Annotated in this window: 10 protein-coding genes and 1 pseudogene; 1 reads left to right on the forward strand and 10 read right to left on the reverse strand. The window is 73.6% G+C overall.

The annotated features are described in order from the left end of the window. Positions 1–20 precede the first annotated feature (20 nt). From rpmA to BUE41_RS27000, 6 genes are all read right to left on the reverse strand, one after another. A complete protein-coding gene (gene rpmA / locus BUE41_RS26975; RefSeq protein WP_073460146.1) occupies positions 21–278 on the reverse strand; it encodes a 50S ribosomal protein L27 in 258 nt (85 codons plus the stop codon). A gap of 12 nt (positions 279–290) precedes the next feature. Beyond that, the gene (gene rplU / locus BUE41_RS26980) at positions 291–599 is read right to left on the reverse strand and encodes a 50S ribosomal protein L21 (RefSeq protein ID WP_073460147.1); all 309 of its coding nucleotides are present in this window, start codon (positions 597–599) and stop codon (positions 291–293) included. 150 nt (positions 600–749) lie between these two features. Further along, entirely contained in the window at positions 750–4,250 is a 3,501-nt protein-coding gene (locus BUE41_RS26985) for a translation initiation factor IF-2 N-terminal domain-containing protein (RefSeq protein WP_073460148.1), read from the reverse strand. A 141-nt stretch (positions 4,251–4,391) separates the two neighbouring features. Beyond that, entirely contained in the window at positions 4,392–5,165 is a 774-nt protein-coding gene (locus BUE41_RS26990; RefSeq protein ID WP_073460149.1) for a TIGR03936 family radical SAM-associated protein, read from the reverse strand. Between the two features lie 114 nt (positions 5,166–5,279). Beyond that, the gene (locus BUE41_RS26995) at positions 5,280–5,777 is read right to left on the reverse strand and encodes a GNAT family N-acetyltransferase (RefSeq protein ID WP_234997613.1); all 498 of its coding nucleotides are present in this window, start codon (positions 5,775–5,777) and stop codon (positions 5,280–5,282) included. Continuing rightward, positions 5,770–7,713 carry a TIGR03960 family B12-binding radical SAM protein gene (locus BUE41_RS27000; RefSeq protein WP_073460150.1) on the reverse strand — a complete coding sequence of 648 codons (1,944 nt, stop codon included), beginning with the start codon at positions 7,711–7,713 and terminating at the stop codon, positions 5,770–5,772. Before BUE41_RS27000 ends, BUE41_RS26995 begins: the two co-directional genes overlap by 8 nt. Positions 7,714–7,953: 240 nt before the next feature. On the opposite strand from BUE41_RS27000, the gene BUE41_RS30940 reads away from it, so the two are divergent. Further along, positions 7,954–10,119 (forward strand): hypothetical protein, encoded by a 2,166-nt coding sequence (locus BUE41_RS30940; RefSeq protein ID WP_073460151.1) that lies wholly within the window; start codon positions 7,954–7,956, stop codon positions 10,117–10,119. Here BUE41_RS30940 and BUE41_RS27010 read toward each other — a convergent pair. The 4 genes and pseudogenes from BUE41_RS27010 to BUE41_RS32280 all read right to left on the reverse strand — a co-directional run. Continuing rightward, positions 10,116–11,078 (reverse strand): NAD-dependent epimerase/dehydratase family protein, encoded by a 963-nt coding sequence (locus BUE41_RS27010; RefSeq protein ID WP_073460152.1) that lies wholly within the window; start codon positions 11,076–11,078, stop codon positions 10,116–10,118. The genes BUE41_RS30940 and BUE41_RS27010 overlap by 4 nt on opposite strands. After that, on the reverse strand, positions 11,075–11,869 hold the full coding sequence (locus BUE41_RS27015) for a sugar phosphate nucleotidyltransferase (protein WP_073460153.1): 795 nt from the start codon (positions 11,867–11,869) through the stop codon (positions 11,075–11,077). The genes BUE41_RS27010 and BUE41_RS27015 overlap by 4 nt, the downstream gene beginning before the upstream one ends. A 263-nt stretch (positions 11,870–12,132) precedes the next feature. Further along, a complete protein-coding gene (locus tag BUE41_RS27020; RefSeq protein ID WP_073460154.1) occupies positions 12,133–12,924 on the reverse strand; it encodes a hypothetical protein in 792 nt (263 codons plus the stop codon). Between the two features lie 78 nt (positions 12,925–13,002). Then, positions 13,003–13,206: pseudogene (locus BUE41_RS32280) on the reverse strand (DM13 domain-containing protein); the annotation flags it as partial. Positions 13,207–13,313 lie beyond the last annotated feature (107 nt).

A 13,313-nucleotide genomic window follows, 5' to 3' on the forward strand; every position in this document is an offset into this window, starting at 1 on the left:
GACTGGTGCTGGGGCGGGTCTCAGACCTGCGCCGGCACGACGTTCACGACCTTGCGGCCGCGGGAGTAGCCGAACTCGACGGCTCCAGCGGTCAGGGCGAACAGCGTGTCGTCGCCGCCGCGACCGACGTTGGTGCCGGGGTGGAACTTCGTGCCGCGCTGCCGGACGAGGATCTCGCCGGCGTTGACGATCTGGCCCCCGAAGCGCTTGACGCCGAGGCGCTGCGCGTTCGAGTCGCGACCGTTGCGGGAGCTGGACGCACCCTTCTTGTGAGCCATGGTGGCGTCCTCCTACTTCGCGATCCCGGTGACCCGGAGCTTGGTCAGCGGCTGCCGGTGGCCCTGCCGCTTGTGGTACCGGGTCTTGCTCTTGAACTTGTGGATGCGGATCTTCGGGCCCTTCACGTGCTCCAGCACGGTGGCCCGCACCGACGCGGCCTTCAGCGCGGTGGCGTCGGTGGTGACGGACCCGTTGTCGACCAGGAGGACGACCGGGAGGGTCAGCTCGGCCCCGGGCTCGCCGTCGATCTTCTCGACGGTGAGCACGTCACCTTCGGCGACCTTGTACTGCTTGCCGCCGGTCTTGACGATCGCGTACATCGACGCACTGCTCCTAGCTCGGGGACACGAGGCGCCAGCCCGCGTCCACGTACCTCGTTCTGGCTGGCGCGTGCCGCAGGTCGGCGCATCCGACCACGCGACGCAGGTCCCCAGGATACTGCACCTGCGGCAGCGCCTTTCCGGGTGGGTCTACTCCTCCCCCACCGGCGGTCCGGCCGGCCGGGACGCGGCCCGCCGGGCCCGCCGCGGCCGCGACGTGACGGTGGGTTCGGGCTGCTCCGGCACGACCGGAGCGGGGATCGACGACGGCGCCGGCTGCCCTGTGGGGTGGGCCGGCAGCGTGACGACCGCGACCACGGGCGCTGGACCCTCGGTGACGGTCGGGGCGCCCGCCGTGCGGGTCACCCGCCGCCGCGGACGGCTGCCACCTCCTGTCGCCGGGGTGGTGGTCGGAGCGGTCGCCGCGACGGAGGGGGTGGTCGTGGCGACGGACGCGGTGGCCGGGGGCGGCGGGGCGATCGTCGCCGCGGGGACCGGTCCTGCGGCCGGTGCCGGCGCCTCGCTCACCGGCGCGACCACCGGGGCAGGAGGCGGGGTGGTAGGCGCAGCGGCGACCGCCGTCGCCGGTGGCGGCGGCGCGACGGTCACGGCCGGTGTCACCGGGGCGGGCTCGGCCGGCTCCGCCGTGTCCTCAGCGGCCTCCTCCTCGGCAGCGTCCTCCTCGGCAGCGTCCTCCTCGGCAGCGTCCTCCTCAGCAGCACCCTCCGCCGCGGCGGGCACGGCAGCCGGATCGGGCTCCTGCGCCGCGGCCGGCGGCTCCGGCGTTGCCGGGGTGGGCTCGGCCGGGGGCTCGGGCACCGGGCCCGCACCGACCTCCGGCGCTGCCCTGTCCGGCTCAGTCTTGTCCGGCGCAGTCTTGTCCGGCGCAGTCTTGTCCGGCTCGGTCTTCGCGGCCGGCTCGGCCTTCTCCGGCTCAGCGTTCGCCGGCGCAGCCTTCTCCGGCTCGGCCTTCGCGGCCGACGCGGGCAGCTTGGCGGGCACGAGCGCCTCGGGCAGCCCGCGGGGCCGCACTGGCGCCGACGGGCTGCTGGCACCGTTCGCGCCGTTGCCGCCCTCGTCACCGCGCCGTCCCCGGTTGCGGTTGCGGCGTCCGCCGCGGTCGCCGTCGCCGGACTGCCGGTCGAGGACCGGCTCGGTGGAGACGATGACGCCGCGGCCCCGGCAGTGCTCGCACGGCGTGGAGAAGTGCTCCAGCAGACCGCCGCCGACCCGCTTGCGGGTCATCTGCACCAGGCCCAGCGAGGTCACCTCGGCCACCTGGTGGCGAGTGCGGTCGCGGGCCAGGCACTCGGTGAGCCGCCGCAGGACGAGGTCCCGGTTGGCCTCGAGCACCATGTCGATGAAGTCGATGACGATGATGCCGCCGATGTCGCGCAGCCGCAGCTGGCGCACGATCTCCTCGGCCGCCTCGAGGTTGTTGCGGGTGACGGTCTCCTCGAGGTTGCCGCCGGATCCGGTGAACTTGCCGGTGTTGACGTCGATGACCGTCATCGCCTCGGTGCGGTCGATGACGAGGGTTCCGCCGGAGGGCAGCCACACCTTGCGGTCGAGCGCCTTCATCAGCTGCTCGTCGATGCGGTAGGCAGCGAACACGTCCTCCGGCCCGGTGTGCCGGTGCACCCGGTCCATCAGCTCGGGCGCCACGTGGGAGACGTAGCCGTAGACGGTGTCCCAGGCGTCGTCGCCCTGGACGATCAGCGAGCTGAAGTCCTCGTTGAACTGGTCGCGGACGACCTTGACGATGAGGTCGGGCTCCTCGTAGAGCAGCGCAGGCGCCTTGGGCTTGTTCGGGCCGGTGGCCTCGGCCTTGGCCTTGACGACCTCCCACTGCGCCTGCAAGCGGCGCACGTCGCGCTCCAGCGCCTCGTGGCTCACGCCCTCCGACGCGGTGCGGATGATCACCCCGGCGTCCGGCGGGACGATCTCCTTGAGCATCTCCTTGAGCCGCTTGCGCTCGACGTCGGGCAGCTTGCGGCTGATCCCGGCCGCCCCGCCCGAGGGCACGTAGACCAGGAAGCGGCCGGCCAGGCTGATCTGAGTGGTCAACCGGGCGCCCTTGTGGCCCACCGGGTCCTTCGTGACCTGCACCAGCACGCTGTCGCCGGTCTGCAGGGCCTGCTCGATCCGCCGCGCCTTACCGTTCAGGCCCGCGGCGTCCCAGTCGACCTCGCCCGCGTAGAGCACGGCGTTGCGGCCCCGGCCGATGTCGACGAACGCGGCCTCCATCGAAGGCAGCACGTTCTGCACCCGGCCCAGGTACACGTTGCCGACCAGCGACTTCTGGCCGTCGCGGCCGTTGCCGGCGACGAAGTGCTCGACGAGCACACCGTCTTCGAGCACCGCGATCTGGACCCGGTCGCCGTGCTCGCGCACCACCATCGTGCGCTCCACCGACTCCCGCCGGGCCAGGAACTCGGCCTCGGACAGGATCGGGCTGCGCCGGCGGCCCGCGTCGCGGCCGTCGCGGCGGCGCTGGCGCTTGGCCTCCAGCCGGGTGGAGCCGCGCACGGACTGCACGCCGTCGTCCTCGCGCTCGTCGCGGACCTCCCGCGCCGGGCGGACCTTGACGACGGTGCCGTCCTCCTCGGTGACCTCGGTCACCTCGTCGACCGAGCCGCGGCGGCGGCGACGACGGCGACGGCGACGGGTGGTGCTGCCCTCCGGCTGCTCCCCGGTCTCGTCGTCGTTCTCCTCGCCGTCCCCTTCAGCGCTGTCCTCGTCGGACGCGCTCTCGTCGGTGGCTTCGGACGTCTCTCCGACCACGGTCTCGTCGGCCTCGTCGGCGTCGGGCGCAGCAGCGGCTGCCCCGACTCCTGCCCCGGCCTCTGCGCCGACTTCTGCACCGACCTCGGCGGTGGTGTCGACGCGCTCGTCCTCGCCGGACTCGCCGTTCGCTTCGTCGAGCCCCCGGCCCCGGCCACGACCCCGGCGCCCGCGGCGGCGGCGCCGGCGGGTGCCCCCCTCGATCGACTCCTCGTCCGATCCGGCCTGCTCGGCGGCCTCTCCCTCGGCGTCGGCATCGACGTCGGCATCGACGTCGGTCTCTGCAGCGGTGTCCGGCAGCTCCTCGACCGGCTCGCTCCGGCGGCGCACTCGGCGCCGCCTGGCCGGCTCCTCGGCGACGTCCTCCGCGTCGCCGTCCACCTCCGCGGTGGCCACCCGGACCCGCTTCGCGGTCGGATCCGGCGGCTGGAACAGCGGCGTCGGCGGGGCGAACACCGGGGTCATCGGTGCGGGCCGGGCCGGTGCCGCGACGGGCTCCGCGGCCGGCGCGGCCTCGGAACTCTCCTCGGCGGCGCTCTCTCGGGGGTCCTCCGCAGCGCTCTCGGCGGGGCTCTCCGCAGCGCTCGCGGCAGGGCTCTCGGTCTCCGCTGCCGGCTCGGCGTCCTCGGCGGCGGGCAGCAGCGCACCGATCACCTGTTCGGCGGTCTTGCGGTCGATGCCCGACTGCGGGCTCTTCGCCTCGATGCCCAGATCGGCGAGGGCGGTGAGGACCTCGCGGCTCGTGCGACCGATCAGCTTGGCGAGCGCGTGTACCCGCATCTTGTCCGGCAGCGCGTCCAGATCGACAGCGGCGGGTACGGTGACCGGCCCGCCGGTGCTTCCGGCGGGCGCATCGCTCTTCGACATTCAGCTCCTCCGCCCCCGGGCGCCTCGGTGAAGGCGGCCGCGCAGGGGCCCGTGCAGTTCTCGCTCGTTCGTCTCACTGCGCGCGGTGCGCACAGCGCAATCCTGGTCATGCCGTACGGCGCGCGGGACCGCGCCGCAGGATCAGGCCCGGGTCGTGACCCGGTCGGAGCCCAGCGGATCGGCCAGTTCACCCCGGTCGTCGAGCAAGCCTTGCGCCAACCGGGTGGCCCTTGCGGGTACCGGAGGTCGCAGACCTGCGACAACGTCGAGGGCGCCCAACACGTCGTCGGGTCGAACGACGGGCGAACCCTGCCGTACGACCGCCGTCAGTATCGCACAGTCCGGCGCCCCTGAGGGGGTGCCGGACACGACACCGGAGGAGACCTCCACGTGCACGAGCGCCGCCCGCACGTCGACGTGCTTGCGGCCCTTCGGCGTGACGCGTTCGACCAGCACCTCGTCGGCGGCGAGCAGCGCGCCCACCGCGGCCTTCAGCGCCTCGACGGGAACCTGGGGCAGCTCGATGCGCCAGCGGGCGGCGTCGATGCGGTCGGCGAGCGCCACCCCGTCGGCGGGAGCGGCGGCCAGCACGTCCAGCCCCTCGGGCAGCGCCGCGTCGAGCGCGCGCCCCAGCTCGCCGGGCTCGACCTCACGGGTGAGCCCGATCTCCAGGTACTCGGCCTCGCTCGCCGTGCCGGTGGGCGCCGCCGGGCTCCAGGTCAGCCGCGGGTGCGGGCTGAACCCGTGCGAGTACGACACCGGGATCGCAGCGCGCCGCAGTGCCCGCTCGACGCTGCGCGCGACGTCGCGGTGGGAGAGGAACCGCAGCCGTCCGCGCTTGGCGAACTGCACGCGGACCCGAGCGACGGTGGGCAGGGAGGGGTTCGCCGCCTCCCCGGCGCGGACACGGGGCACGCAACCAGCCTACGAGCCGGCCGGCGCCGCAGTCGGGTCGGGCGGCACTGCCCGAGGCGCAGCCGACCCCTCCGCACCTCCCTGCACCGACGAACGCTTCCGGTAGGTGCGCGATCAAGCACGAACGTCGTACGTGAGCAGGTCGGCGCCGACCGGCACGAACCCGGCCCGCCGGTAGAACGCCGCGCTGCCCTCCGTGGGGGCGAGCAGCAGCCGCCGGTACCGCCGGGAGCGGGCGTGCTCGATGGCCGCCGACAGCAACGCGGACGGCACTCCGCGATCGGCGTAGGAGGCGAGCACGAACGCGTTGCCGATGTGCCCGATCCGGCCACCCCGCCCGCCGGGCCGCGGCATGTGCACGATCTCGACGACGTTGATCGAGCCCACCGCGGTGTACCCGCTGCGCGGCGAGCCGACCTCGGCGACCCAGAACGTGCGCCGCGGCAGCTCGATCCGCCACCACTGCGCGAACGCGGCCTCGAACCCCGGATCGTCGATGACGGTTCCGGTGCGCTCCTCCAGCCACGACCGGCGCAGCGCGGCGATCGCCGGCATGTCGCGCTCATCGGCGACCCGCACGGTGACCTCGTTCGGGTCGGCAGGGTCAGCCACCCGCGCCGGGCCCCCTCACCACGGTGAGCGGCAGCAGGGTGGTGCCGCTCGGCCCCACCTGGATGTCGGCGCCGGTGGACGGGCACACCCCGCAGTCGAAGCACGGCGTCCAGCGGCAGTCGTCCTGCTCGCGGCCGGAGAGCGCGTCCTGCCAGTCCTCCCACAGCCAGTCGCGGTCCAGCCCGGAATCGAGGTGGTCCCAGGGCAGGATCTCCTCCCGCGGCCGCTCCCGTGTGGTGAACCAGTCCAGCGACACGCCCAGCGGCTCGAGCTCGGCGGCCGCGGCGTCCACCCAGCGGGCGTAGGAGAAGTGCTCGCTCCAGCCGTCGAAGCGGCCGCCCTCGCGCCACACCCGCTCGATCACCCGGCCCACCCGGCGGTCCCCGCGGGCGAGCAGGCCCTCGATCAGCGACGGCTCACCGTCGTGGTAGCGCATGCCGACGTTGCGGCCCAGCTTGTTCGCGTTCACCGCGGCACGCAGCTTGCGCAGCCGCTCGTCGATGACGGTGGGGTGCGCCTGCGCCGCCCACTGGAACGGAGTGTGCGGCTTGGGCACGAACCCGCCGATGGAGATCGTGCAGCGGACGTCGTTGTGCCCGGCCGCGGCCCGGCCCGCGCGGATGACGTTGTGGGCCATGTCGGCGATCTGGACGACGTCCTCGTCGGTCTCGGTCGGCAGACCGCACATGAAGTACAGCTTCACCTGCCGCCAGCCCTGGCCGAACGCCTCGGAGACGGTGCGGATGAGGTCCTCCTCCGACACCATCTTGTTGATCACTCGTCGGATCCGCTCGGAGCCGCCCTCCGGGGCGAACGTGAGCCCGGAGCGCCGCCCGTTGCGGCTGATCTCGTTGGCCAGGTCGATGTTGAACGCGTCCACGCGGGTGGACGGCAGCGACAGCGACGTGTTCGTGCCCTCGTAGGCGTCGGCGAGCCCCTTGGTGATCTCGGCGATCTCCGAGTGGTCCGCGCTCGACAGCGACAGCAGGCCGACCTCGTCGAACCCGGAGTTGCGCACCGCCGAATCGACGATCTTGCCGATGGTCTCCAGGCTGCGCTCCCGCACCGGGCGGGTGATCATCCCGGCCTGGCAGAACCGGCAGCCGCGGGTGCAGCCGCGGAAGATCTCCACGCTGGCCCGCTCGTGCACGGTCTCGGCGAGCGGCACCAGCGGCGCCTTCGGGTACGGCCAGTCGTCCAGGTCGACCGTCGTGCGCTTCATGACCCGAGCCGGCACGCGCGGATCGGTCGGCTCCACCGAAGCGATCGCGCCGTCGGCGCCGTAGCTGACCTCGTAGAAGCCGGGAACGTAGCAGCCGTCGGTCTCGGCCAGCCGCAGCAGCAGCTCACGGCGCCCGCCGGGGCGGCCGTCGGCCTTCCAGGCCGCGACGACGTCGGTGATCTCGCCGACGACTTCCTCGCCGTCACCGAGCACTGCGACGTCGATGAAGTCGGCGATCGGTTCCGGGTTGAACGCCGCGTGCCCGCCGGCGATGACGACCGGGTGGTCGACGCCGCGGTCGGCGGAGTGCAGCGGGATGCCGGCCAGGTCGAGCGCGGTGAGCAGGTTGGTGTAACCGAGCTCGGTGGCGAAGCTGACACCGATGACGTCGAAGGCACCGAGGGGCCGGTGCGCGTCGACCGTGAAGGCCGGGACGCCGTTCTCGCGCATCAGCGCCTCGAGATCCGGCCAGACCGCGTAGCAGCGCTCCGCCAGCACGTCAGGGCGCTCGTTGAGGAGCTCGTAGAGGATCTGGATGCCCTGGTTGGGCAGGCCCACCTCGTAGGCGTCGGGGTACATCAGCGCCCAGCGCACCGCGGCCGTGTCCCAGTCCTTCACCTGCGCGTTGAGCTCACCACCGACGTACTGCACCGGTTTGGCGACACGGGGCAGCAGTGGTTCGAGCGCGGGGAAGACGGACGGAGGGGGCGTCACGCTGCACCAGAGTAGCTGTGCTCGATCGGGCCCGGCTCCTCCGTCGCCGGATCACGGCTCGCCCGCCCTCGACTCGACGACCACCGCGGTCTGCCTCCCGATGGTGCTGGGGCGGGCGCGGGCAGCCGTGCGAGTACGGACTCGGCCCTGCACATCCAGGGTGCGGAACCGGTTTGACCGCTTGCTCGAAAACGGCTTTCCTGCCATCACCCCTGTCCGGTCATCCTCGCTGGAGGCGCCATGCCGGCCCGCCTCGACTCCGCCGTCCGCGCGACGGCCGCCGGGCTCGGGCTGTGCGGTGCGGCTGCGCTGGCGCTGCCGTGGTGGACCGCCGAGGCGCCGGTGCTGCTCGCACCGGGCGCGCCCGTGCTCGCCGTGGACGTGTGGCGGGGTGCGGCGGTCCTCGGCCTCGCCGCCACGGTGCTCGTGGCGGCGCTCGCGGTCGGCGCAGCCCTGGCCGTCCTGTTCGCCCCGGTTCTGCCGGCGCGCCTGGCCCTCGGCGCCGCCGGGGCGGGGCTGGTCGCAGCCGGTGCGGTCGTGCTGGCCGGCTGGGGGCCGACCTCGGCACCGGGCGCTTGGCTCACCGCCGCGGCCGGGGTCCTGGTGCTGGCCGGTGCCTCGGGGCGGCCGCTGCTGCCCGTCCTCCTCGCGGCCGCGGTGGCCGCGGCCCTCGTCGTCGCGGTGCCCGGCCCGCTCGCCGCGCCGGGACGCAGCGGCGCGTGGACCCGGCTGGCCGCCGTCTCCCCCGAACCGCCGCGGTCCGGGCCCGCCGCCCTCCCCGACGGCCCGGCGCGGCTCGGCACCGTCGCCGGCGGCACCGCCGTCGCGACCGGCACCGCGATCATCCGCATCGACGACTCCGGTCTCGCCCAGGTCGTCGCCCGCACCGACGTGACCGGGGAGATCCTCGGGATCGCCGGGGACCGGGTCGCGCAGCGCGTCGCAGCGGACCGGGTACGGATCACGAGCCTGCGCGCGGGCGACCCCGTCGACCTGGAGATCCACGCCGTCACCGCCGCCGGCCCGGTCGGCCCCGACGGCGCGCTGTGGCTGCGCGCGGCCGGCGATCCACCCGCGACGGTCCGCCTGCTCGATCTGCGGCTCCACCACGGCCGGCAGCAGATCCCCGCCACCTACCTGCCGGTGCTGGTGATCGGGTTCCCGCCCGGCGCGGCCCCGCTCCGGCTGGAGGAGACCGTGCCGCTCGGCCAGACCGGGCTGCGGATCGTCGGCCGGCCCTCCGGCGCCCGGCTCGAACGCATCGAGCCCACTCCGACCGCGGCCCGCGTCGACCTGCTGGCCGGCGGCGCGGACCCGACCTGCGGCCTGACCCGCACCGCCCGGGACGCCCACCTCGAGGGCGCCACGGCCCCGCCCGTCCCGGCACCGGACGGAGGGACCTGGCTGGCCACGGCGACCCGGCTGGTCCGCGTCGCACCGGACGGGACGCTGCAGGTGGCCGCCGATCCGCTGCCCGGCCCGGTCACCGCGCTGCACGTGACCCCGGCCGGGGACGTCGACGTCCTCGTCGCCGGCCCGGCAGCGGGCCTGTGGCGGCTTCCCGCCGCCGCGGCGACCCTGCTCGATCCGCCACCGACACCGACCTGCGTGCCGCACCCGCCGCGGGCCGGGCCGCCGGTCGCGTTCGTCCCCGTCGGCACCACCGGCGCCGAGCGGCACGGCACTCCCCTGTCGGTGACCGGCGCATGGGTGAGCCGAGCACGGTCGGAGGTAGCGCTGGTCAGCGGTGGCACCCGGGTCGTGCTCGGCCGCCGCGACGACCCCGAACCGGGGCCGATCGTGCCCGACGGCAGCGGCGGCGTGTGGTGGCTGGAACGGGACGCTGCTGGGCAGGGCGCCCTCGTGCACGCCCGCCCGGGGAGCCCGCCGGAGCGGTTCCCGCCGGTCCCGGTGGGCGAGGACGCTCTCCTCGTCCCCGATCTGGGCGGCCGCGCTCCCCTGCTGGCGAGCGCGTCCGGGCTGGCCGGCGCGGTCCCGGACGCCGTTGCGCCGGCGCTGACCGGCCCCGTCACCGCCGGCGTCGTCCGGGCCGACGGCCGGGGCTGGTTCCTCGCCGACGGTCGGCTGGTCACCACCGACGGAACCACCGGAACCACCGTCGTCGACGCGGGCGACCGGCGCGCCGATCCCACCCCCGCGGCTGTGCAGCTGGCCCGCGGTGTGCCACCGAGCGAACTGGCGCTCCCCGGTGCCCACCTCGTGCTCGACGGCGCCGGGCGGCCCGTCGTCGTCTGCGCGGACGGCGTGGTGCTGCGCGCCGACCCGGCGACCGGCGCGGTCGTGGTGATCGCGCACGACGAACTGCTGGTCGCACCGACCACCGTCGAGGGCGGCGTCGTGCAGAACACCGACGGCACCCTCCAGCGGGTGGACCTGCCCGGCTAGTTTCGGTGGATCGGTGAGAACGGGTCGGCGAAGCGGCCCGCCTCCAGCGCCTCGATCACCTCGGCGATCCCGTCGGGTACGGTCGCGGTGGTGGTGAAGCCGAGCACCCGCGCGATCTTGTCGAAGGAGACCTTGTAGTCGCGAGGATCCTCGTCGCGCGCCACGAACGACACCGACGCGTTCGGCACGGCCTTGGTGACGGCCTCGACGATGTCGAGCTTGCGGTAGTTCTCGGCGCTGTTGCCGACGTTGAACACCTGCCCGCCGACGACGTCCGCGGGGTGGTCGAGCACCGCGCGCACCGCCCGGCCCGCGTCGCGCACGTGCACGTACGGTCGCCAGAACTGCTCGCCGAACACCTCCAGGTGCCGGCCCGCCCACAGGTCGCGGGTGAATTCGTTGACGGTCAGGTCGAACCGCATGCGCGGGGCGACCCCGTAGATCGTGGCGAACCGCAGGCAGGTCGCGACCATCCCGTGCCCACCCGCGAGCAGCAGCTCCTCGATGCCGACCTTCTGCTCGGCGTACAGCGACACCGGGCGGAGCTCCCCCTCCTCGGTGATCGGCACCGTGGGGTCGGCCATGCGGCCGTAGTTCGAGCAGGTGGAGGCGAACACGAACCGCTGCACCCCGGCCGCCGCGGCGTCGCGCACCATCGCCGTGGCGCCCTCGACGTTCACCGAGTTCGAGTGCCGCGGATCGCGGGCGCACGCGGGATCGCCGACGATCGCGGCCAGGTGCACGACCTCGTCGACCCCGGCGAGGGCCTTCGCGCGGGCCACTGGATCGCGGATGTCGCCGATCTGCACCTCGACGCCGGACGCGGCGAGCTGGTCGGCGAGATCACGCTGACCGTGCAGCAGCGAGTCGAGCACGCGCACGGTCCGCCCGGACTCCAGCAGCTGGGCGCAGGTCCCGATCCCGATGTAACCCACTCCGCCGGTGACCAGGACCGTCATGCGCCCCGCCCCATCGCGACCGGTGCGGGCTCGGCCGGCGCGGTGCGCGGGCCGAACAGCTGGGGCGGCTCGGGCAGCAGCCGGTGACGCATGCGTTCGAACTCCTCCGTAGCGCGCTCGTAGTCGTCGTGCCGGCCGATGTCGAGCCAGTAGGCGTCGGACCGCCAGGCGTTCACCGTCTCGCCGGCCCGGATCAGCCGCAGGACCAGCTCGGGGAAGTCGAGCCGCTCACCGGGCACGATGTGCTCCAGCGCGCGCGGGCTGAAGCAGTACACGCCCATCGATGCCTCGTAGTGGATCGCGGGCTTCTCCACGTAGTCGGTGACGCGGGTGCCGTCGCTCTCGTCCCCGAAGTGGAGCACGCCGAGCGAGATCTTCACCTCCTGCCGGCGGGCCGCGATGGTCGCCGCGGCCCCGCTACGGATGTGATCATTCATCAACTGTGTGTAATCGAGATCGGTGAGGACATCTCCGTTCATCACGAGGAACGACTCCTCGAGCCCCTCGATCATCGCGAGTGCGCCGACGGTGCCGAGCGCCTCCCGTTCGCGGAAGTAGTCGATCTTCAGATCGAACGCTCCACCGTCGCCGAAGAAGGCCTCGATCAGCTGCGCGAGGTGGCCGGTCGCGATCGACACCCTGTCGAACCCGTGCCGGCGCAGCTGGCGCAGCACGATCTCGAGAATGGGCTGGTCACCGACCGGGAGCAGGGGTTTCGGGATGACCGCCGTGTACGGGCGCAACCGGGTGCCCAAGCCCCCGGCGAGCACCACCGCCCGCCGGGCGGTCACCGCTCGCTCTCCGTTTTCGCTCTGTCGTTCTCGGCTGCGGCGCCCATCGGTCTCCCGCCGTCGCAGCGCAGCTCCCCGACCAGCCACGCAGAAATCCTGAGAATTCGGCGTCCTCGCCGATCCGCCGCGCTGGGGTACGACGGAATGTCCGAATCGTAGGGCAGCCTCACCCCCAGATCCAGAGAACGATGTTCACTAACGGTGACCGACCGGTGAACGGTCAATGACCCGCGGCCACCGGGAGGGAGCAGAGTACGAGCGGATCAGCCGAACGCAGCACGCACACGGTCTGCGGAGGTTGCGAGACGGCGGACGGTTGAGACGAAAACCACAACCAGCACGAGGACCGCCGCACCCGAGACGGCAGCCGGTGGCTCGTTCGCGACGATCGCGGCGATCGCCCACGCGACGGCGGCGACGTAGCCGACGACCGCGGTGCCGTTGAGGATCACCCAGGCCACGATCGTCGCGAAAGCGATCAGCACGATCACCGCGGCGACCGAAGCGATCGCGGTGGCTCCCGGCAGCCCGATCCACGCCCCCGTGGTCGCGGTGCCGACGACCATCGCGGTCGACGCCCACCCCGCGTACACCGAGACCGGCACCCGGAACGCAGCGCGCTCTGCGGTGCTCGTCGCGGGCTCGCGAGACAGCCTCCCGAACACGACGGCCGTGCTGACCAGCACCCCGACCAGGAGGAGCTCGGCGAGCAGCAACCGCCCGGTCGTCCAGCTGAGCGTCCACAGCAGCGTGCACAGCGCCGCCGCGGCGAGCCACCAGCCCGTGCGCCGGTGCAGGTGCCGGTGCCGCTGGCGGGGGAAGCACTGGTAGCCGGCGTAGGCGAGGAAGCCCAGGCCGATCGGGATCCAGATCAGCGACGCCCACCAGGCGGGCAGCAGCGGAGTCGGATGAGCCTGGGCGACGTCGCCGACGCGGGTTCCGAGGCTGCCGAACGCCCCGGCCACCACGACGGCGGCCTGAGCGACGCCGAGCAGCACCACCAGAGCGACACGCGTCTGGTCCAGATGGATCGAGCGCGGCGACGTGACCGTCATGGCGCCATCATCGACCTGGATCGCGCCGCTCGGCCACCCCGACGCGGTCTCACTTCGGCACCGGCTCTCAGCATCACCTCATGCGGTGACCGGCCGCAGCTCCGCAGCGGCGAACGAGACCGAGAACCGCTCGCACCAGATGGACACACTGGACAGTTCGGTGAGGTCGACGTCGGTCGGCACCGGGTAGTTGGAGCTGCCGATGTTGCCCTTCAGCCCGCCCAGGTCGACGCGCCGGCCGTCGTCGAACACGTGCCAGCCGTCGCGGCCCTCGATCACGGGCTGGTCCGAGAGCTAGATGTACTGACCCGGGAGGTTGTTGACAGTTAGGCGGCGAGTCGGGTGGCTGGGGGTCGGCCACCGAGAGCGGAGTGGGCGCGTCGAGTGTT

The sequence above is a fragment of the Pseudonocardia thermophila genome, assembly GCF_900142365.1.
GTDB classification, from domain to species: domain Bacteria; phylum Actinomycetota; class Actinomycetes; order Mycobacteriales; family Pseudonocardiaceae; genus Pseudonocardia; species Pseudonocardia thermophila.